General features: G+C 69.1%; 15 protein-coding genes. 8 read left to right on the forward strand and 7 right to left on the reverse strand.

Features of this window, described 5'->3' with window-relative positions; translation table 11 throughout:
* Positions 1-247: 247 nt before the first annotated feature.
* Both OG878_RS20415 and OG878_RS20420 read left to right on the forward strand, forming a co-directional pair.
* The gene (locus OG878_RS20415) at positions 248-1,018 is read left to right on the forward strand and encodes an IclR family transcriptional regulator (protein ID WP_328888119.1); all 771 of its coding nucleotides are present in this window, start codon (positions 248-250) and stop codon (positions 1,016-1,018) included.
* A 101-nt stretch (positions 1,019-1,119) separates the two neighbouring features.
* Positions 1,120-1,557, forward strand: a complete 438-nt coding sequence (locus OG878_RS20420) for an SsgA family sporulation/cell division regulator (RefSeq protein ID WP_277327198.1) — start codon at positions 1,120-1,122, stop codon at positions 1,555-1,557.
* A gap of 83 nt (positions 1,558-1,640) precedes the next feature.
* Here the strand turns inward: OG878_RS20420 and OG878_RS20425 are convergent, their stop codons facing one another.
* Positions 1,641-2,972, reverse strand: coding sequence for a YibE/F family protein (locus OG878_RS20425; protein ID WP_328888120.1), 1,332 nt, complete (start codon positions 2,970-2,972; stop codon positions 1,641-1,643).
* 195 nt (positions 2,973-3,167) lie between these two features.
* Between OG878_RS20425 and thiC the strand changes: the two genes are divergently transcribed.
* Positions 3,168-4,943, forward strand: coding sequence for a phosphomethylpyrimidine synthase ThiC (gene thiC / locus OG878_RS20430; RefSeq protein ID WP_328888121.1), 1,776 nt, complete (start codon positions 3,168-3,170; stop codon positions 4,941-4,943).
* Between the two features lie 136 nt (positions 4,944-5,079).
* On the opposite strand, the gene OG878_RS20435 is transcribed toward thiC, so the two are convergent.
* The 3 genes from OG878_RS20435 to OG878_RS20445 all read right to left on the reverse strand — a co-directional run bounded on the left by OG878_RS20435 (position 5,080) and on the right by OG878_RS20445 (position 8,428).
* Positions 5,080-5,904: a hypothetical protein gene (locus tag OG878_RS20435; protein ID WP_328888122.1), complete on the reverse strand. Its 825-nt coding sequence runs from the start codon at positions 5,902-5,904 to the stop codon at positions 5,080-5,082.
* Between the two features lie 182 nt (positions 5,905-6,086).
* Complete coding sequence (locus tag OG878_RS20440) at positions 6,087-7,142, reverse strand: metallophosphoesterase (protein WP_328888123.1); 1,056 nt, start codon at positions 7,140-7,142, stop codon at positions 6,087-6,089.
* A gap of 173 nt (positions 7,143-7,315) precedes the next feature.
* The gene (locus tag OG878_RS20445) at positions 7,316-8,428 is read right to left on the reverse strand and encodes a LacI family DNA-binding transcriptional regulator (protein ID WP_277327193.1); all 1,113 of its coding nucleotides are present in this window, start codon (positions 8,426-8,428) and stop codon (positions 7,316-7,318) included.
* 369 nt (positions 8,429-8,797) lie between these two features.
* Between OG878_RS20445 and hisC the strand changes: the two genes are divergently transcribed.
* The 5 genes from hisC to OG878_RS20470 all read left to right on the forward strand — a co-directional run bounded on the left by hisC (position 8,798) and on the right by OG878_RS20470 (position 18,110).
* The gene (gene hisC, locus OG878_RS20450; protein ID WP_328888124.1) at positions 8,798-9,877 is read left to right on the forward strand and encodes a histidinol-phosphate transaminase; all 1,080 of its coding nucleotides are present in this window, start codon (positions 8,798-8,800) and stop codon (positions 9,875-9,877) included.
* 274 nt (positions 9,878-10,151) lie between these two features.
* Positions 10,152-11,663 carry a cytochrome ubiquinol oxidase subunit I gene (locus OG878_RS20455; protein WP_328888125.1) on the forward strand — a complete coding sequence of 504 codons (1,512 nt, stop codon included), beginning with the start codon at positions 10,152-10,154 and terminating at the stop codon, positions 11,661-11,663.
* An 18-nt stretch (positions 11,664-11,681) separates the two neighbouring features.
* Entirely contained in the window at positions 11,682-12,683 is a 1,002-nt protein-coding gene (gene cydB / locus OG878_RS20460) for a cytochrome d ubiquinol oxidase subunit II (RefSeq protein ID WP_328888126.1), read from the forward strand.
* 78 nt (positions 12,684-12,761) lie between these two features.
* The gene (cydD, locus tag OG878_RS20465; protein ID WP_328888127.1) at positions 12,762-16,298 is read left to right on the forward strand and encodes a thiol reductant ABC exporter subunit CydD; all 3,537 of its coding nucleotides are present in this window, start codon (positions 12,762-12,764) and stop codon (positions 16,296-16,298) included.
* A 105-nt stretch (positions 16,299-16,403) separates the two neighbouring features.
* A complete protein-coding gene (locus OG878_RS20470; RefSeq protein ID WP_328888128.1) occupies positions 16,404-18,110 on the forward strand; it encodes a sensor histidine kinase in 1,707 nt (568 codons plus the stop codon).
* A 54-nt stretch (positions 18,111-18,164) separates the two neighbouring features.
* Here OG878_RS20470 and OG878_RS20475 read toward each other — a convergent pair whose 3' ends face one another.
* The 3 genes from OG878_RS20475 to OG878_RS20485 form a co-directional block, all read right to left on the reverse strand.
* On the reverse strand, positions 18,165-19,031 hold the full coding sequence (locus OG878_RS20475) for a Cof-type HAD-IIB family hydrolase (RefSeq protein ID WP_328888129.1): 867 nt from the start codon (positions 19,029-19,031) through the stop codon (positions 18,165-18,167).
* A gap of 168 nt (positions 19,032-19,199) precedes the next feature.
* Entirely contained in the window at positions 19,200-20,096 is an 897-nt protein-coding gene (locus tag OG878_RS20480) for an LLM class flavin-dependent oxidoreductase (RefSeq protein ID WP_328888130.1), read from the reverse strand.
* A gap of 58 nt (positions 20,097-20,154) precedes the next feature.
* A complete protein-coding gene (locus OG878_RS20485) occupies positions 20,155-20,697 on the reverse strand; it encodes an RNA 2'-phosphotransferase (protein ID WP_328891311.1) in 543 nt (180 codons plus the stop codon).
* Positions 20,698-20,792: the final 95 nt, after the last annotated feature.

Consider the following 20,792-nt stretch of genomic DNA (forward strand, 5'->3'; position numbering starts at 1 on the left):
GACAGGGCCCGGTCACCAGTCGGGCAATTAGCCCAGCTGAGCTAAGTACCAGACGAAACGGCACCCCTTGCGGACGCTGCCGATACAGTGGCGCTCCGCTGCCGTTGCCTGGGAAAAAATTGTCCGTCACCGCCGTGACCAGTGGTTTGCACGAACGTCCGGCCCGCGGACCCAGGATTACGGCAGGCCCGTGGGGGCGGCCCCCACGGTCGGGCTGATAGCCCGTCACCATGCCTGGGGGTGACCTTTGACCACGGCATCGAGCACCGCTGTCCCGACGTTGATCGGTTCGGTTCAGCGGGCGTTGAGGCTGTTGGAGGCTGTGGGCGCCCATCGGGACGGGGCGCCCGCGAAGCAGCTCGCCCGGGAAGCGGGGCTTCCCCTTCCCACCGCCTATCACCTGCTGCGCACCCTGACCCATGAGGGCTACCTGCGCCGGCAGAACGGCGTCTTCCTCTTCGGTTCCGCCGCCGAGCGGCTGGTCGACGACGGTGCGCTGCAGAATCGTCGCAGCAGAATGACCCAGTCGCTGGCCCGCTGGCGCGACATCATCGGTGCGCCGGTGTACTGCGCCGTCTACCGCGAGGGGGAGATCGAACTCATCGCGGTGGCCGATGCGCCTGCCGCGCCCGCGGTGGAGGAGTGGGCCTCGTTCCGGGAGACCGGGCATGCCCATGCGATCGGCCAGTGCCTGCTGGGCCAGCTCGACGAGAGGGCTCGTGAGGACCATCTGGACCGTCACCCTGTGCAGCCGCTGACCCCTTACACGGTGCGGGACAAATCGGTGCTTCTTCAGCGTTTGAGGTCGTCGAACCCCTTGGAACCTGTCATCGAGCGACAGGAGTACGCCCTCGGAACCGTCTGCGCCGCCATCCCGATCACGGCCGGATTCACGGCGGCCGCCATGGCGATTTCGGTACCTCTCGACCAGGAGGAGCAGTTGCTCCCCGCAATCGAACGACTACGTGGCGAAGTGGCGAGCCTCTTGCGCTCGTTCGTGTTCTCTATCAGTATCTGAAAAATCACTCCTTGTGATCTGCTATCGCGTGCACCACGATGGCGTCAATAGGGCCATGGGGGATCATTCCTGGCCAGATTCATCTACTGCGGGGTTGAACGATGCGCGAGTCGGTTCAAGCTGAAGTCATGATGAGTTTTCTCGTCTCCGAGGAGCTCTCCTTCCGTATCCCGGTGGAGCTCCGGTACGAAGTGTGCGATCCGTATGCGATCCGGATGACCTTCCATCTGCCCGGCGACGCCCCCGTCACCTGGGCTTTTGGTCGCGAGCTGCTGCTGGACGGCCTCAACAGCCCCAGCGGCGACGGGGATGTGCACATCAGCCCCACGGAGCCCGAGGGGCTGTCCGACGTGCACATCCGCCTTCAGGTCGGCGCCGATCGCGCTCTCTTCAGGGCCGGCACGGCGCCACTCGTTGCATTTCTGGACCGAACGGACAAACTCGTCCCTCTCGGTCAGGAGTGCACACTGAGTGACTTCGAGGGGAGCCTGGAGGAGGCGCTCGGCCGGATCCTGGCCAAGGAACAGAACGCCGGCTGAAGAGGGGTTTGGGCCGACGGCCGGGCACACCGGTCGAACACGGTGCCTGCCGAACGGGTGATACGTGTTCCGTGCCGGGACGTTCAGTGCTTCGCCCTGCGACGCCGGCCTCTTCCGCTCCGTACGGGTGCCGAAGCTCCGGCTTCCGCGCCGAGCCCCGTGCGGTCGGCGGAGACGACCAAGGCCGCGAGCAATGTCGTCACCGGCACCGAGGCGACCAGTCCGATGGACCCGATCAGCGTGCGTACGATCTCCACCGCCACGAGCTCGCTGTTGGCCACGGTCCCCACGCTGCTCTGCGCGATCGAGAACAGCAGCAATAGGGGAAGCGCGGCGCCGGCATAGGCGAGCACCAGTGTGTTGACCACCGAAGCGATGTGGTCGCGCCCGATCCTGATGCCCGCCCGATACAGCTTCCGCGCCCCCATCGTCGGGTCCGCCTGGTGCAACTCCCAGACCGCCGACGTCTGGGTGACCGTCACATCGTCGAGCACGCCGAGCGAGCCGATGATGACACCGGCCAGCAGCAGGCCGCTCATGTCGATGTGCGGGTACAGGCCGTGGATGAGGCCCGTGCTGTCGTCGGTGTTGCCGCTCAGGCTCGCCCAGCCGATGAAGAGCGAACCGAGCAGCCCGATCAGCACCAGTGAGACCAGCGTGCCGATGACCGCGACCGATGTGCGGGCGCTCAGGCCGTGGCACATGTAGAGCGCGAGCAGCATGATGGCGCTGGCCCCGACGACCGCGACCAGCAGCGGATTCGAGCCCTGCAGGATCGCCGGCAGGATGAACAGGGTCAGCACGGCGAACGATGCGGCGAGAGCGATCAGCGCCATCACCCCGCGCATCCTGCCGACCACGACCACCGCGAGGGCGAAGATCCCGGCCAGCAGAGCCATCGGGAACTCCCGGTCCACGTCGGTGACGGAGTACTGGAGGTCATGGGGCGCGTCGGGGGCGTATGCGACGACGACTCCCTGCCCCTCGTGCAACTGCCGTGGTGCGTCGGGCTGGACGATCTCGACGAAGGTCCTTCCCTTGTCGTGGCCGGTCGTCACCTCGATCGTGGCCTTCTCGCACAGCCCCACCTCCCGGGTCGCGGTCCCCGAGGGCGTCGTGGTGTCGCCGGTGGCCGGTGCCTGAGCGGCGTTCACGTCCTTGCAGTCGACCTTGTCAATGTTCACCACCTTGCCCTGCTGGGTCTGCCGGTCGAAGCCGACACCGGTGCGTTCGTGCGCGGGCGCACCGCCCGGCCAGAGCACCACGAGGCCGACGACGACGGCGGCAGCGAACGGGATCAGCACGGCCGCGATGACCTTGCGCAGATGTTTCGACACCGGTGCCGCAGGCCCATGGCTGTGCGCGTGGGCGTGCTGATGATCCTGCGGTCCGGAGTCGCTCTCGGGGGACGTCACCCAGGGATCATCGCAAGGAGAGGAGGCCCTCTGTTCAGTACGGCTCGAAGGGCGCTAGCGTGGCAGCACCTTTGCACACGCGGGAGCTCGGAGCACCGGGCTGAGAGGGCGCTGATATCCGTACGTCCGTACGGGACAGGCTGCGCCGACCGCCGAACCTGTTACCGGGTAATGCCGGCGTAGGGAGTAGGTCTCATGACCACATCGGACGAACGCACGCCTGCCTCGAATCGGAGCGCCGAGGCCGGGAAATCCATCGGCTGGCACAAGGGTTACGTCCAGGGCTCGCGCCCGGACCTCCGGGTGCCGGTCCGGCAGGTGCACCTCACCAACGGCAAGGACGTGACGCTGTACGACACGTCGGGGCCGTACACCGATCCCGCCACCGACACCGACGTCCGACGCGGGCTTGCGCCGCTCCGGGAGAACTGGATCACCGCCCGCGGCGACACCGAGGAGTACGCGGGCCGCCCGGTCCGCCCCGAGGACGACGGCCTCAAGCACACCTCGCCGCGCGGCGGACTGCGCAACCTCGACGCCGTCTTCCCCGGCCGCCCGCGCCAGCCGCGCCGCAGCCGCGACGGGCAGCCGGTGACCCAGCTCGCGTACGCCCGCGGGGGCGAGATCACCCCGGAGATGGAGTACGTGGCGATCCGGGAGAACGTGGAACCCGAGGTCGTACGCGAGGAGATCGCAGCCGGCCGGGCGGTCCTGCCGGCCAACGTCAACCACCCGGAGAGCGAGCCGATGATCATCGGCAAGCGGTTCCTGGTGAAGGTCAACGCCAACATCGGCAACTCCGCGGTCACCTCCTCCATCGAGGAGGAGGTCGAGAAGATGACCTGGGCAACCCGGTGGGGCGCAGACACGGTCATGGATCTCTCCACCGGTCGCAACATCCACACCACCCGTGAGTGGGTTCTGCGCAACTCCCCGGTGCCGATCGGCACCGTTCCGCTCTACCAGGCCCTCGAAAAGGTCGACGGCAGGGCCGAGGAGCTGACCTGGGAGATGTACAAGGACACCGTCATCGAGCAGGCCGAGCAGGGCGTCGACTACATGACGGTCCACGCCGGTGTGCGCCTCCCGTACGTCCCGCTCACCGCCCGCCGCAAGACCGGCATCGTCTCCCGTGGCGGATCGATCATGGCGGCCTGGTGCCTGGCGCACCACAAGGAGTCGTTCCTGTACGAGAACTTCGAGGAGCTCTGCGAGATCCTCGCGGCGTACGACGTGACGTACTCGCTGGGCGACGGACTGCGCCCCGGCTCGATCGCCGACGCCAACGACGAGGCCCAGTTCGCCGAACTGCGCACGCTCGGCGAACTCAACACGATCGCCAAGCGGTTCGGCGTCCAGACGATGATCGAAGGCCCGGGCCATGTCCCGATGCACAAGATCAAGGAGAACATCGACCTTCAGCAGGAGATCTGCGAGGAGGCGCCGTTCTACACGCTCGGCCCGCTCACCACGGACGTCGCTCCGGCGTACGACCACATCACCTCGGGCATCGGCGCAGCGATGATCGCCTGGTGGGGGACGGCGATGCTCTGTTACGTCACACCCAAGGAGCACCTGGGCCTGCCCAACCGGGACGACGTGAAGACAGGGGTCATCACCTACAAGATCGCGGCTCATGCCGCGGACCTGGCCAAGGGCCACCCGGGGGCGCAGGACTGGGACGACGCCCTGTCGGACGCACGCTTCGAGTTCCGCTGGGAGGACCAGTTCAACCTGGCTCTCGACCCGGACACGGCACGGGAGTTCCACGACGAGACGCTGCCGGCCGAACCGGCGAAGACGGCGCACTTCTGCTCGATGTGCGGCCCGAAGTTCTGCTCGATGAAGATCTCCCAGGACATCCGGCGTGAGCACGGCGGTTCGCAGTCGGAGATCGAGGCCGGCATGGCGGAGAAGGCCAAGGAGTTCGCGGCGGCCGGCAACCGCGTCTATCTGCCGGTCGCGGACTGATCCCGGGGAATTCCGTGTGAGGGGTGGGAGCCGTCTCTCCTGGCGCCCCCCGCCCCTGACGACGCCGTCGCTCATGGCAGGCGACCAAGGGGTGTCCGGCCGCTCCCGGACACCCCCTGGTGGCCGGAGCGGCCGGTCAGTCCAGTTCGTGTTCCGGGCCGCCGAAGTCCGGACTGGTGAAGTCGGGACTCGTGAACGAAGGACGGGGACCCGCCGCCGGGCCCTCCTCGGGGCTCGAGAAGTCCGGCCTGGAATAACCGATCTTCGGGATGCGGTTGGCCGAGGGGTGCGGTGTGCGCGCCGCGGGGCCTGCCGTGGGGTCGGCGAGTGCGTCTCGCAGGAACGGCAGGATGCCCCGCTCCAGCAGTGCATGCCGCCAGGCTTCCCTGGCGCGTGCCACATCCTCCGGCAGCTCGTCCTCGGGGTCCTCGGCGGGCAGCGACGTCGAGCCGTTGCGCAACGCGGTGATGAGCAGTCCGATGGCGGCGGCCAGTATCGCGGCCGCCATGACCGCGGCGAAGAACCAGCCCGCGGTGACCATGGTGTCGGCGAAGGACGGGGGCTGACTGAGCATCTTCAGGATGTAGCCGACCAGGAGGAAGATCAGCGCGGCGGTACCCGCGAGCATCGGCGCCAGGACGGTGACGACTGCCCCTATGCCGGCGCCCGGCCGGTCCAGATCGTCCGCGTCGGACCCGAGGCCCGAGCCCTGGGCCGAGCCGGCGGCCGGTCCGCGCAGTTCTTCGCGGACCTTCACATAGTGCTCGTACTCGGTGGCGGCGGCCACGGTGATCAGTGCTGTGGCGTTCAGCGCCATGGTGCGCAGCTGTTCCGCGTTGAGCCGTTCGCCGACTCCGGCAAGATCCGGTCGTTCATGGGCGTGACGCAGCGCGTCGCCGAGGATCCGCTCGTACTCGGGTCGGTCCTCTGCCAGCAGGTGCGGAGCGCTGTTCATCTGCATCCCCCGATGCTCCGTAGGGCCTGAGTACCCGCTTGGACCGGGCAGTTGGGCGGAAACGGAGGAGAGCCTGCTACTGATAGGCCGATGGTAGAGCGCCCACGGCACGGGGTGACAGGGGGTTTCCGTAAATAGGCCCAGTGGTCGGCATGGTCAGGTCGTGGATGCGTCTTCCCCGCAGACCGTCAGTCATGCAATGGCAGCTGGACGACCAGTAGCTTTCCGGCCATGGTCACGCCGCCGTCCATGGCGATGGCGAGCCCGTCCGCGTACACGTGCGGGCCGTTCACCACGGGGCCTGCACCGTCCTCGCCGTCCTCCGGACCGACCTCGCCGAGCAGATACGGAATGGGGCTGTGACCATGGACGATGCGCTGTCCGCCGTACGCCGCCATCAGTTCCTGGACCGCCTGCGTGCCACCCTCGTCGCGGAAGGCGAACCGCTTGGTGAGCTTGCGGAAGAGGTCCCAGCACTCGTCGGCGTCGTTACGCGTGAGAATGGCATGCACGGTCTCGTTGACGTCCTCGATGGTGGAGCCGTAGTCGAGGTAGGCCGTCGTGTCGGAGTGCATCAGAAGGTGCCCGTCCTCCTCGACGACCGCGTCGAGCCGGGACATCCACTGGAGGTGCACGTCCTGGAGCCGCTCCATGTCGGTCTTCTGACCGCCGTTGAGCAGCCAGGCCGCCTGGAACGTGGCGGTGCCCGCACCGGAGTTGACCGGTGTGTCGGCGAACCGCTTGGCGCCGATGAGCAGCAGTTCGTGGTTGCCCATCAGGGCCTTGCAGTAGCCGCCGGCGGCCGCGGCCTCGGCGGACAGGCGCATGACCAGGTCGATGACGCCGATGCCGTCCGGACCGCGGTCGGTGAAGTCGCCGAGGAACCAGAGCCGGGCGTTGCCTGCGGCCCAGGCGCCCTCGGCGTCGATGAGGCCCTTTTCGGCGAGGGCCTCGCGGAGCTCGTCCAGATACCCGTGGACGTCGCCGACGACGTACAGCGGCCCGAGTCCCTGGTCCGCGGCGGGCCGCGGGTCCGGGACGGCCTGCACCTGGACGGTGTCACCGCGGTTGATCACGGGAAGATCGCGCGCGGTGGGCGTGTACCCCTCCGGCTCGTCGCCGGGAACGACGCTGCCGGGATGCGGCGCCGCGGGCGGCACCGGGGTCTGCGCATAGGGCGGCACGCGGAAGTCACGCAACGTCGCCGTCCGCACCACGGGTTCCTGACCGGCCCCCTGTGTCATCGACCCCTCCACCACCGTCGCGCCGCCGTACACCTGGCGGCCCCTGCTGGTCGGGGTGGTCCGCGGTGTCGTGCGCCCATCATAGGAATGCGGATCGTGCTGTGTGATGCACCAGGGGTGGTGAATCCGGGCGCACGCCGGGTTCACTGGCCGATTGGTCCCAATTGACCTGATCAATCCCCGGACGGAGAGCGAGGGGCGCTGACCGTGGTGCGGGGCGGACGGCGTTGCGAGGACGTCCGGACGATGAGTTCGGTCGGTATGACCCGTTCCACCGGACCGTCCTGATCGACGCCTTCGATGGCGTCGATCAGGAGCTGGACGACCGCTGTGCCGATCCGGCGCGGCTTGAGCGAGAGAGTCGTGATGGGCGGCTCGGTCGTCGCGTACACGGTGGACTCGCTGCAGCAGACGAGCAGCAGGTCCTCGGGAACGCGCAGTCCGTACCGGCGGGCGGCTGCCAGGAGATCGGTGCCGTTGGGGTCGAAGAGTCCGTAGACGGCGTCGGGCCGATCGGGGCGGGCGAGGAGACGGTCGGCTGCGACCGCCCCCGCACACGGGTCGTGAGCCGGATAGGACTCGTACACCGGGTCCTGGCCCACGCGCTCGCACCAGTGGAGGTACGCGGTGGTGGAGAGTCGGGTGTACGTGTCGGTGGTGGTGCCGGTGAGCAGGCCGATCCGGCGGGCCCCGGCGGCGGCGAGATGGTCGAGGAGGTCGAGCACCGCGGCCCGGTGGTCGTTGTCCACCCAGGCGGTGACCGGAAGGGTCCCGGCTGGGCGGCCGTCCGAGACGACGGGCAGCCCCTGGCGGACGAGTTCGGTGACGACCGGATCCTGGTCGGAGGGGTCGATGACGACGGTGCCGTCGAGGGCGACATTCGACCAGACGTCATGGCGTGAAGTGGCGGGGAGGATGACAAGGGCGTAGCCGCGGGCGAGCGCGGCGGAGGTGGCCGCTCTGGCCATCTCCGCGAAATAGGCGAATTCGGTGAAGGTGAAAGGTTCATCCCCGTACGTCGTGACGGTCAGGCCGATGAGGCCGGACTTGCCGGTACGGAGCGTTCGGGCCGCGGCGGACGGGCGGTAGCCCAGGCGCTCGGCGACCTCGCGGACATGGCGGCGGGTGGCGTCCGGGAGCCTGCCCTTGCCGTTGAGCGCGTCGGAGACGGTCGTGATGGAGACCCCGGCGGCAGCGGCCACATCGCGGATTCCCGCTCGTCCCTGCCGTCCGCCGCGCCGGGGTGTCTCCGTCCGGCTCACCTGGTGCTTCCCTGCTGCTGTCATGGCGAGCCGATAGTAGGGCTCGGGCGGTTGGTTGGGCCGGTCGCATATTCACGCATTGACAGACACGTTTCTGCATGATCATTTTACGTCAAATGCCTTGTAAAGCAAGGGCGTTGATATGCGGGGTCATGGTCTGTGGTGTGCCGACGCGGATGGGCCTACTAAATGGTCGATGTTTCGAAGAGGTCTCAACTCACCTCTTCGGGGGACGCGCGCCACGGCGTGAGCCACCGGCGCGCGCCAGGATGAGAAACGCTCCCCCCATTCCCGGGCCCACCGGACGATTCCTCCGCTCTCCCATTCGCAGCAGCGCCCAATCCTCATAAGGTGAGCAGTATTGATGTGTATGACGGTCGAGGAGGACCTGCGGTGAGCAAGACGAGCCCCAAGCTGCGCGCCGAGCTGGACGGCGTCCCCGCCTATGTGCCGGGCCGGCCGGCGGCGGCCGGCGGACCGGTCGCGTTCAAGCTGTCCTCCAACGAGAACCCGTATCCGCCGCTGCCCGGGGTGATGGAGTCCGCTCTGACCGCGGCCGCGAACTTCAACCGCTACCCCGACATGGCCTGCACCGGTCTGATGAACGAGTTGTCCGACCGGTTCGGTGTGCCCCTCTCGCATCTCGCCACCGGTACCGGCTCCGTCGGGGTGGCGCAGCAACTGCTCCAGGCCACGTCGGGCCCGGGCGACGAGGTCATCTATGCCTGGCGCTCCTTCGAGGCGTACCCGATCATCACCCAGATCAGCGGCGCGACCTCGGTGAAGGTGCCGCTCACCGACAGCGAGGTGCACGACCTCGACGCGATGGCGGAAGCGATCACGGACCGCACCCGGATGATCTTCGTATGCAACCCGAACAACCCGACCGGGACGGTGGTGCGCAGGGCCGAGCTGGAGAGGTTCCTGGACCGGGTGCCGGGCGATGTGCTCGTGGTGCTCGACGAGGCGTACAAGGAGTTCATCCGCGACATCGAGGTGCCGGACGGACTCGAGATCTACCGGGACCGGCCCAATGTGGCGGTGCTGCGGACGTTCTCCAAGGCCTACGGGCTGGCCGGTCTGCGGGTCGGGTTCGCGGTGGCCCATGAGCCGGTGGCGGCCGCGCTGCGCAAGACCGCGGTGCCGTTCGGGGTCAGTCAACTGGCGCAGGACGCGGCGGTCGCCTCGATGCGCGCCGAGGACGAACTTCTCGGCCGGGTCGGCTCCCTGGTCTGTGAGCGGATTCGCGTGCAGAAGGCTCTGGTGGGCCAGGGATGGACCGTTCCGGATTCGCAGGCCAACTTCGTCTGGCTGCGGCTCGGCGACCGTGCACTCGACTTCGCCGGGGCCTGCGAGCGGGCCGGTGTCGTGGTACGGCCGTTCGCGGGCGAGGGTGTGCGGGTCACGATCGGCGAGGACGAGGCGAACGACGTGTTCCTGAGGGTGGCGGAGGCGTACCGCGAGGAGCTGTAGCCGACTCCTGCGCGCACACGGCGACGTGCCGCTTCGCGCATGTGTGCACCGAAGGCCCCGCACCTCTCGTTCGTCGAGGTGCGGGGCCTTTCCGTGTGTTGCGAGCGTCCTGACGAGGGGCCCGGGGGACCCCCCTCGACCATCCCGAAAGCCTGTGCGCCATAATGCTTGTGAATGTGAACGCGTTCACAAGCGTGTCCTGTTCCTCCCTTGATCAGTCGGATTAACAGGGCGAACTGCCGCTGTGGCTACGGCGGCGTTAGGAGAAGACGACGTGGAGCTAGCACTGGCGCCCGAGACCTTGGCGCGATGGCAGTTCGGCATCACCACCGTCTACCACTTCCTCTTCGTTCCCCTCACGATCTCGCTCGCCGCGCTCACCGCCGGCCTGCAGACCGCCTGGGTGCGGACCAACAATGAGAAGTACCTCAGGGCCACGAAGTTCTGGGGGAAGCTCTTCCTGATCAACATCGCCATGGGTGTCGTCACCGGCATCGTCCAGGAGTTCCAGTTCGGCATGAACTGGTCCGACTACTCGCGCTTCGTCGGTGACATCTTCGGTGCCCCGCTCGCCTTCGAGGCGCTGATCGCCTTCTTCTTCGAGTCCACCTTCATCGGGCTGTGGATCTTCGGCTGGGACCGGCTGCCGAAGAGGATCCACCTCGCCTGCATCTGGATGGTCTCCATCGGGACGATCCTCTCCGCGTACTTCATCCTGGCGGCGAACTCCTGGATGCAGCACCCGGTCGGCTACCGGATCAACAAGGAACGGGGCCGGGCCGAGCTCACCGACTTCTGGCATGTGCTCACCCAGAACACTGCGCTCGCCCAGTTCTTCCACACCATCTCGGCGGCCTTCCTGGTCGGCGGTGCGTTCATGGTCGGCATCGCAGCCTTTCATCTGGCGCGCAAGAAGCACATCCCGGTGATGCGCACCTCGCTCCGGCTCGGACTGGTCACCGTCGTGATCGCCGGTCTGCTCACCGCCATCAGTGGCGACACGCTGGGCAAGGTCATGTTCAAGCAGCAGCCGATGAAGATGGCCGCGGCCGAGGCGCTGTGGGAGGGGCAGGACGCGGCCCCCTTCTCGATCTTCGCGGTCGGAGACGTGGCCAAGGGCCACAACACCGTGGAGATCTCGATCCCGGGGATACTGTCCTTCCTCGCCGACGACAACTTCCATTCGTACGTCCCCGGCATCAACGACATCAACAAGGCGGAGCAGGAGCGGTTCGGCCCCGGCGACTACCGGCCCAACATCCCGGTCGCCTTCTGGAGCTTCCGCTGGATGATCGGCTTCGGCATGGCGTCCTTCGGCCTGGGCCTGCTCGGACTGTGGCTGACGCGCAAGAGGTTCATGCTGCGGCCGGGGCTGCGGACCGGCGAGGACGAAGTGCCGCATCTGGTCCTCTTCAAGAACAAGGCGCTCAGCCCGAAGTTCACCAGGCTCTACTGGATCGTCGCCCTGTGGACGCTCCTCTTCCCATTGATCGCCAACTCCTGGGGCTGGATCTTCACCGAGATGGGCCGCCAGCCCTGGGTTGTCTACGGGGTGCTGCAGACGCGCAACGCGGTCTCCCCCGGCGTCTCCCAGGGTGAGGTGCTCACCTCGATGATCCTCTTCACCCTGCTCTACGCGGCGCTCGCCGTGATCGAGGTCAAGCTGCTCGTGAAGTACATCAAGGCCGGACCGCCGGAGCTCACGGAGTCCGATCTCAACCCGCCCACCAGGATCGGCGGCGACGACCACGACGACGCCGACCGGCCGATGGCCTTCTCCTACTGAGAGCAGAGGAGCGCAGAGATGGAACTCCACGACGTCTGGTTCGTACTCATCGCCGTTCTCTGGACCGGCTACTTCTTCCTGGAGGGATTCGACTTCGGTATCGGTGTCCTCACCAAGCTGCTGGCCCGGGACCGCAAGGAGCGGCGGGTCCTGATCAATACGATCGGGCCCGTCTGGGACGGCAACGAGGTGTGGCTGCTCACCGCGGGCGGTGCGACCTTCGCCGCCTTCCCCGAGTGGTACGCGACCCTGTTCTCAGGCTTCTACCTGCCACTGCTGATCATTCTGCTCTGCCTGATCGTGCGCGGTGTCGCCTTCGAGTACCGGGCGAAGCGGCCCGAGGAGAGGTGGCAGACGAACTGGGAGCACGCGATTTTTTGGACCTCGCTGATTCCGGCTCTGCTCTGGGGCGTGGCCTTCGGGAACATCGTGCGGGGCGTGAAGATCGACGCCGACATGGAGTACGTGGGCACCTTCGGGGACCTGCTCAACCCGTACGCAATTCTCGGCGGACTGGTCACTCTCTTCCTTTTCACCTTCCACGGTGCGGTGTTCGCCGCGCTCAAGACGGTCGGGGACATCCGGGAGCGCTCGCGTGCCATGGCGCTCAAGCTGGGCCCGGCCAGCGCGGTGCTCGCACTCGGCTTCCTGATCTGGACCCAGGCCGACAGCGGCGACGGCAGGAGTCTCGTGGCGATGGTCATCGCCGTGCTGGCGCTGGTCGGAGCGATCGCCGCCATAGCGGCGGGGCGTGAGGGCTGGTCGTTCGCGCTCTCCGGAGTGACCATCGTGGCCGCCGTCGCGATGCTCTTCCTGACCCTCTTCCCGAACGTCATGCCGTCCTCGCTGAACGACGCCTGGAACCTCACAGTTACCAACGCCTCGTCCAGCCCGTACACGCTGAAGATCATGACCTGGTGCGCCGGAATCGCCACTCCTGTGGTGCTGCTGTACCAGGGGTGGACGTACTGGGTGTTCCGCAAGCGAATCGGCACGCAGCACATCGCCGAAGCGCACTGACGCACCCCGCGCGGGAGACGGGTCCCGGCCTCTCTCCCGCTCCGGTCCACCGACTGAGCTCTCTGGGGGCTGTTTCACGTGAAACCGATCGATCCGCGCCTGCTCCACTACGCCCGTGCCACCCGTCTCTTCCTCACGGCCGTAGTGGCACTCGGGGCGGTCGGGGCGGCGCTGGTCGTCGCCCAGGCCGTGCTCATCGCCGACGTGGTGGTGGGCGGGTTCGAGGACGGGCTGACCGTTCAGGGGCTGTGCACCCCGCTGATCCTGCTCGCGGCGGTCGCGCTGGGCCGGGGGCTGGTCTCCTGGCTGACCGAGCTGGCCGCGTACCGGGCCAGTGCGGCGGTCAAGTCCGAACTCCGCGGCCGGTTGCTCGACCGGGCGGCCGCGCTCGGGCCGGACTGGCTGAGCGGCCAGCGCACCGGTTCCCTCGTGGCGCTCGCCACCCGAGGTGTCGACGCGCTCGACGACTACTTCGCGCGCTATCTGCCGCAGCTCGGACTCGCAGTGATCGTGCCGGTGGCGGTCCTCGCCCGGATCGTCACCGAGGACTGGGTCTCGGCAGCGATCATCGTGGTCACACTGCCGCTCATCCCGCTCTTCATGATTCTGATCGGCTGGGCCACCCAGTCCCGGATGGACCGCCAGTGGCAGTTGCTCTCCCGACTCTCCGGACACTTCCTCGATGTGGTCGCCGGACTGCCCACGCTGAAGGTCTTCGGCCGCGCCAAGGCCCAGGCCGAGTCCATTCGCACCATCACCTCGCAGTACCGCAGGGCCACCCTCCGGACCCTGCGGATCGCCTTCCTGTCGTCCTTCGCACTGGAGCTTCTCGCCACCCTGTCGGTGGCGCTGGTCGCCGTCACCATCGGCATGCGGCTCGTCCACGGCGAACTCGACCTCTACACCGGCCTGGTGGTGCTGATTCTCGCGCCCGAGGCCTATCTGCCGATCCGGCAGGTCGGAGCGCAGTACCACGCAGCGGCCGAAGGACTCTCGGCCGCTGAGGAGATCTTCGCCGTCCTGGAGACCGAGCCACGGGCGGGCGGCACGGCGGACGTCCCGCAGTCGCTGCGGCTGGAGCTGGAAGGGGTGACCGTACGGCACGCGGGCCGTACCGAGCCTTCGCTGGACAGGGCCTCGCTGGTGGTGGACGAAGGGGAGACCGTTGCCCTGGTCGGCCCGAGCGGCGTCGGAAAGTCCACGCTGCTCCATGCGTTGCTGGGGTTCGTGGCGGCCGACGAGGGCCGGGTGCGGGTCGGCGGCGCCGATCTGTCGACGCTCGCGCCCGAGCGCTGGCGGGAGAGGATCGCCTGGGTGCCGCAGCGCCCACAGCTTTTCGCGGGCACGATCGCAGAGAACGTACGGTTGGCCCGGCCGGACGCGGACGACAGCGCGGTGGAGGCGGCGCTGAGGGACGCGGGGGCGTACGACTTCGTGACGGAGCTGCCCGACGGCGCGCAGACGCTCCTCGGCGAGGACGGCGCGGGGCTCTCCGCCGGTCAGCGGCAGCGGCTCGCGCTCGCGCGGGCGTTCCTCGCCGACCGGCCGGTGCTGCTGCTCGACGAGCCGACCGCGAGCCTGGACGGCGAGACGGAGGCGGAGATCGTCGAGGCGGTACGGAGGCTGGCGGCGGGGCGGACCGTGCTGCTCGTCGTGCACCGGCCGGCCCTGCTCGCGGTTGCCGACCGGGTGGTGACGCTGGAACGCGGTGGTGCACCGCAAGGGCAGCCGGCCCGGAGGCCGCCCGAGGCGGCGGCCGGGGTGCCGCGGCAGGCGCGCACGGGCGGGCCGGGGCGCCCGGACACGTACGAGGGCGAGCGGGCGTCCGAGGTGCTGCGGGAGACGACAGCCCGCACCGGAAAGGTGCTCGCCCGGGTTCGGGAGGCCGCAGGGGCGCAGCGCGGACGGTTCGCGCTCGCGCTGCTGCTGGGCAGCCTCGCCCTGGGTTCCACCGTCGGGCTCATGGCCGTCTCCGGCTGGCTGATCTCCCGGGCCTCCGAACAGCCCCCCGTGCTCTATCTGATGGTCGCCGTTACCGCGACCCGTGCCTTCGGGCTCGGACGCGCCGTCTTCCGCTATGCCGAGCGTCTGGTCTCGCACGACGCGGTGCTGAGCATGCTCGCCGAGCTGCGCGTCGCCGTGTACCGCGGACTGGAGCGCATCGCACCCGCCGGCCTGCGCCGCACGCGGCGAGGGGACCTGCTGTCCCGGCTCGTCGCCGATGTCGACGCGCTGCAGGACTACTGGCTGCGGTGGCTGCTGCCCGCCGGGACCGCGGTGGTGGTGGGAACCGCAGCCGCAGGTTTCACCGGTTGGCTGCTGCCCCAGGCGGGCGTCGTTCTCGCCGCCGGGCTGCTGCTGGCCGGTGTCGGGGTGCCGCTGGTGAGCGGTGCCGGCGCCCGCCGTGCGGAACGTCAACTGGCGCCCGCGCGGGCCGATCTGGCGACCCGGATCACCGATCTGCTCGGCGGAACGGCCGAACTGACCGTCGCGGGCGCGCTGCCCGCACGCAAGGAGAGGACACGGGAGGCCGACACCGTGCTGACCAGGATCGCGGCACGGGCAGCGGCGGCCACCGCGCTCGGCGGCGGCCTCTCCGCCCTGATCTGCGGACTCACCGTCGTCGTTGCCGCACTCGTCGCGGTCCCGGCGGTTCACGACGGACGGCTGGAAGGCGTGGAGCTCGCGGTGGTGGTGCTCACCCCGCTCGCCGCGTTCGAAGCCGTGACCGGTCTGCCGCTCGCCGCCCAGTACCGGCATCGGGTCAGGCGGAGCGCGGAGCGGGTGTACGAGGTGCTGGACGCCCCGGTGCCGGTGCACGAGCCCGCCACCCCGGCCGAGGCCCCCGTAACACCGTTCCCGCTGGAGGTGCGGGGGCTGGCCGCCCGGTACGCGGGAGCGTCGCGGGACGCCCTGGACTCGGTCGACCTGACACTGACCGAAGGCCGGTGCATCGCCGTCGTCGGCCCCTCGGGCTCCGGGAAGACCACCCTCGCGCAGGTCCTGCTCCGCTTCCTGGACGCGCGGGCGGGGACGTACCGGATCGGCGGCGTGGAAGCCTCCACCCTGGACGGGGACACCGTGCGGCAGTACGTCGGGCTCTGCGCCCAGGACGCCCATGTCTTCGACAGCTCCATCCGGGAGAACCTCCGGTTCGCCCGTACCGGTGCGACGGACGACGACCTGCGGGGCGCTCTCGCCGAGGCACGGCTGCTCGATTGGGCCGAAGCGCTGCCCGACGGACTCGACACCCTCGTCGGTGAGCACGGCGCGCGGCTCTCCGGCGGCCAGCGCCAGCGGCTTGCGCTGGCCCGGGCACTCCTGGCCGACTTCCCCGTGCTCGTCCTGGACGAGCCGGCCGAGCATCTCGACCTGGCGACGGCGGATGCCCTGACTGCGGATCTGCTGGCCGCGACCCGGGGCCGTACGACGGTCCTGATCACCCATCGGCTGGCGGGGCTCGAAGCCGTCGACGAGGTGGTGGTGATGGACACGGGCAGGATCGTGCAACGTGGTCCGTACGCCGCTCTGGCGGCCGCGGACGGACCGTTGCGCCGGATGCTGGAGCGCGAACGGGAGACCGTACAGATGCCGGACCCGGCCGTGCGGCCGTAGCGCCCTTCCTCCGGGCCCGGGAGGCGGTCCGGCGGCTTCCGGAGCGAGCCTCCGGACCGCTCCGGCCGACTTTCCTCCCCAAAAGGGACTAACTAGGCTCTGGGTATGTCAGAGCAGGACCCGAAGGACTCACTCGAAGCCGCAACGCAGGCGACGCACAGCCTGCAGGGCCTGTCCACCGAGCTCACCGCCCGCGTCCCGCAACTCCTGGAAGCCATGCGCTCCGTCGGCACCGGGCTCGAACTGCACTCCACCCTCGACCGGATCTGCGACACCGCGGCCGAACTTGCCGATGCCCGCTACGCCGCCATCGGCGTCGTCGACGAGGAGGGCGCAGGGCTCTCCGACTTCCTGACGCACGGGGTGCCGAAAGAGGTGGAAGACGAGATCGGGCACCGGCCCAGCGGGCAGCGGGGGCTGCTGGGGGCACTGATCCACGATCCGGCACCCGTCAGGCTCGCCGATCTGACGGCCGATCCGAGATTCGAAGGATTTCCCGCCGGCCATCCCCCGATGCGGACCTTCCTCGGCGTCCCGATCCGGGTCCAGGGCGAGATCTTCGGCAATCTCTATCTCGCCGAGAAGGACGGCGGGGCCGAGTTCACCGACTACGACCTGCACATGGTGCGGGTGCTCGCCACGGAGGCCGGGATCGCCATCGGCAACGCCCGGCTGTACGAGGCAGCGCGCCAGCGCGAACGGTGGATCGACGGATCGGTGGCCGTGACCACCGCGCTGCTCTCCGGCGGGGACGCCGACGACGCCCTGGCGGTCGTCGCCGAACAGGCCCGCCATCTCGCCGACTCCGCCGCGGGCATTGTGCTCCTTCCGGCCGAGGAGGGCGGTCTGGAGATCGTCGCCGTCTCCGCCGACAGCCCGTCCGCATCACTCGGGGTGATCATCGGCCCGGAGAGTCCCGTCGTCGCCGAACTGCTGGACGGCGAGGCGGTCTTCATGGACGACCTGGCCACTGACTCCCGCATGGTCATCAGGCCGGCGCACCCGTACGGCCCGAGCATGTTCCTGCCGCTGCACAGCGGCGGACGGGTGCTCGGGGCGCTCGCCACCCCACGCGCCCGGGGCGACCGGCCGTTCACCAAGACCGAACGGACACTGGCCACGCAGTTCGCCTCGCAGGCCGCGCTCGCGCTGATGATGGCCGAAGCACAGCGGGACCGGGAGCGGCTCGCGGTGTACGAGGACCGCGACCGGATCGCCCGTGACCTCCACGATCTGGTCATCCAGCGGCTGTTCGCCACCGGGATGCTGCTGGAGAGCGCGCAGCGCCGCTCGGACGTACCGGAGGTACGGACCGGCGTCGGCCGGGCGGTCGACGAACTGGACGTGACCATCCAGGAGATCCGTACCGCGATCTTCGCACTCCAACCGGAACCGGCCGAGGCGCCGTCAGGGCTGCGCACCCGCGTCCTGCGCGAGATCAACATGGCGGCCGTCCCTCTGGGCTTCAAGCCGTCGCACCGCTTCCTCGGCCCGGTCGATTCGCTGGTGGGCGAGCTGACCGGCAAGAACCTGATCGCGGCGCTGCGGGAGGCGCTGTCCAACGCGTTCCGGCATGCCGAGGCGTCCTTGATCGACGTGGTCGTCGATGCGACGGCCGCGCTGCCCGACGGACGCGACGCAGTACGTCTGTCGGTTGCCGACGACGGGGTGGGCATCCCGGAGGGCAGCCGCCGCAGCGGGCTGCGGAATCTGGCGCGCAGGGCGGAATCGCTGGGCGGGTCGAGCTGGTTCGGGCCGGGCATCGGGGAGGGCGGCGGAGGCACGACGGTGGTGTGGGAGGCACCGCTGTGACGACCGGGCCCCCGGTGCGAGGCTTCGCGGTCTGCAGCTGTTCGTGTGCGGCGTTCAGCCTTCGGTGCGGTGCGTCCGGCGCTCGGCGACCAGCCGTTCGATGACGACCGCGACACCGTCCTCGTTGTTGGTGACGGTCCGGCCGGAGGCGGCCGCCAGCGCTGCGGGGTGGGCGTTGGCCATCGCGTACGAGGTGCCTGCCCAACTCAGCATCTCCACGTCGTTCGGCATGTCCCCGAAGGCGACGACCTCGGCGGGCGAGATGCCGCGCTCGGCACAGCAGAGCGCCAGCGTGCTGGCCTTGGAGACGCCGGGACCGCTGACTTCCAGCAGGGCCGTGGGGCTGGACCGGGTGAAGGACGCCACATCGCCGGCCGCGGCGCGGGCCACATCGAGGAAGTCGTCGGGGGCCAGCTCCGCGTGGTGCGCGAGAAGCTTCAGAACGGGGACGCCGGAGCCCGGGGTCTCCTCGTGGAGCAGCTTCTCGGCGATGGCGACGGTGGCGCCCGGGTCGACGTGGAACGGCGGGTAGGCCGGCTCGTAGTGGATGCCGGTCGCCAGCTCCACGGCGAACGTCGTGCCCGGGGCGGCCGCCCGCAGGGCGTGGACGACCGCGAGGGCGGCATCACGTTCCAGCGGCCGGACCTTCAGCAGCTTGCCGCCCGCGTGCAGATCGGCGACCGCCGCGCCGTTCGCGCAGATCGCCAGGCCGTGGCCGTGGACATGATCGCTGACGACATCCATCCAGCGGGCCGGGCGTCCGGTGACGAAGAAGACCTCGATCCCGGCCTCCTCGGCCGCGGCGAGAGCCGCGACGGTGCGGTCCGAGACGGTCTTGTCGTCACGCAGCAGAGTGCCGTCCAGATCGGTGGCGACCAGCCGGGGAAGGGCAGGAAGAGGCGATTCGATAGCTGAGGTCACCCCGCCATTCTCGCGTACGACCGCGCACGGGTGTGCGGAGGGGCGCACATATGAGGGTGCGCGCCTCTGAGCTGGGGAACATGCCTTTGGTATATGCCAGGGGATCTGGGGCCCCTGCCGCGCGGCCGGCGGCCGACGGCGGCCCGCCGCCGGCAGCGGGAGTGAGGGTCAGCCGAGCTGGGACAGGCCTTCGGTGGCGATCCGCTCGAAGACCTTCTCGTCCGCCGCGAAGTCGGAGTCCGCGATCGGCCAGTGGATGACGATCTCCGTGAACCCCAGCTCGAAGTGGGTGCCCGCGAAGTCCACGAACGCGTCGAAGGACTCCAGAGGGCGGTCCGGGGTGAAGCCGGTGAGCAGGATCTTGTCCAGCTCGCCGACATCCCGGCCGATGGCTTCGCAGGCCGTTCCGAGCTTCGTGAGCTGCCCGCGGATGGCCTCCACGGACTGCGCGGGCGTGCCCTCCTCGAACAGCTTGGGGTCGCCGGTGGTGACCCAGGCCTGCCCGTACTGCGCGGCGAGCTTCAGCCCGCGCGGTCCGGTGGCGGCCACGGCGAACGGCAACCGCGGGCGCTGCACACAGCCGGGGATGTTCCGCGCCTCGTTCGCCGAGTAGAGCTCCCCCTCGTGCGTGACCGACGGTTCCCGCAGCAGCCGGTCGAGCAGGGGAACGAACTCGGCGAAGTGGTCGGCCCGCTCGCGCGGCGTCCATGGCTCCTCGTCGCTCCGGCGCAGCGTCGTGGCGTCGAAACCGTTGCCGCCTGCACCGATACCGAGGGTGATACGTCCGTCGGAGACGTCGTCCAGTGTGATGAGGTCCTTGGCCAAGGTCACCGGGTGCCGGAAGTTCGGAGAGGTGACGAGGGTGCCCAGACGAATCCGCTCGGTGGCGGCGGCCGCTGCGGTCAGGGTCGGAACCGCACCGAACCACGGTCCGTCGCGGAAGGTCCGCCAGGCCAGGTGGTCGTACGTGTACGCGGCGTGGAACCCCAGCTCCTCGGCGCGCTGCCAGACCTTGCGGCCCTCGCTCCAGCGGTGGATCGGCAGAATTACAGTGCTCAGACGCATACCTATGACCATACGGCGGCGCCAGGGGGACCGGTTCCGCGGTCGGTGCCGTCCGGGGTCAGCCGGGGAAACGCAGGAACTCGGGCGGCACCGCGTCGGTGAGCCAGACACCGTTCGCGCTGACGTAGAAGACGTGGCCGGCCCGGTGCATCGCCGCCGCGTCCACGGAGAGGACGACAGGGCGCCCGCGCCGGACGCCGACACGGGTCGCCGTCTCGCGGTCGGGCGAGAGATGGACGTGGCGCCGGTTCATGGGGCGCAGTCCCTCGGTACGGATCGCGTCCAGGGCGCGGCCCACCGTGCCGTGGTAGAGGTACGCCGGCGGCTCGGCGGGTGGCAGACCGAGGTCCACCGGGACGGTGTGGCCCTGACTCGCACGGATGCGGTCGCCCTCGATGGCGTAGCGCTGCTTGTCATTGACTGCGACGACATGGTCGAGCTCGGCCCGGGTGATGGGGAAATCGTGCCGGGCCATGGCCCGCAGCAGCTCGTCGATCGGCACCCAGCCGTTCGCATCGAGAGTGATACCGATCCGCTCCGGGTGATGCCGCAGGTGCTTCGAAAGATATTTGGACACCTTGACGGTGCGTCTGTCATCCATCGCGCTGTCGTCCATCCCGCAAGAGTGTCCGTGACGATCTCGTCAGCGCATCCGGATTTGGTCAGGATGCACACCGCCGATTTTCGTCCACAGGT

The organism is Streptomyces sp. NBC_00316, from assembly GCF_036158715.1.
Lineage (GTDB): Bacteria > Actinomycetota > Actinomycetes > Streptomycetales > Streptomycetaceae > Streptomyces.

Bases quoted from the DNA above. Each gene is read 5' to 3' on its own strand.
- OG878_RS20420 (WP_277327198.1), top strand. From the start codon at position 1,120: ATGCGCGAGTCGGTTCAAGCTGAAGTCATGATGAGTTTTCTCGTCTCC.
- thiC (WP_328888121.1), top strand. From the start codon at position 3,168: ATGACCACATCGGACGAACGCACGCCTGCCTCGAATCGGAGCGCCGAG.
- OG878_RS20435 (WP_328888122.1), bottom strand. From the start codon at position 5,904: ATGCAGATGAACAGCGCTCCGCACCTGCTGGCAGAGGACCGACCCGAG.
- OG878_RS20440 (WP_328888123.1), bottom strand. From the start codon at position 7,142: ATGACACAGGGGGCCGGTCAGGAACCCGTGGTGCGGACGGCGACGTTG.
- OG878_RS20445 (WP_277327193.1), bottom strand. From the start codon at position 8,428: ATGACAGCAGCAGGGAAGCACCAGGTGAGCCGGACGGAGACACCCCGG.
- cydB (WP_328888126.1), top strand. From the start codon at position 11,682: ATGGAACTCCACGACGTCTGGTTCGTACTCATCGCCGTTCTCTGGACC.
- OG878_RS20470 (WP_328888128.1), top strand. From the start codon at position 16,404: ATGTCAGAGCAGGACCCGAAGGACTCACTCGAAGCCGCAACGCAGGCG.
- OG878_RS20480 (WP_328888130.1), bottom strand. From the start codon at position 20,096: ATGCGTCTGAGCACTGTAATTCTGCCGATCCACCGCTGGAGCGAGGGC.
- OG878_RS20485 (WP_328891311.1), bottom strand. From the start codon at position 20,697: ATGGATGACAGACGCACCGTCAAGGTGTCCAAATATCTTTCGAAGCAC.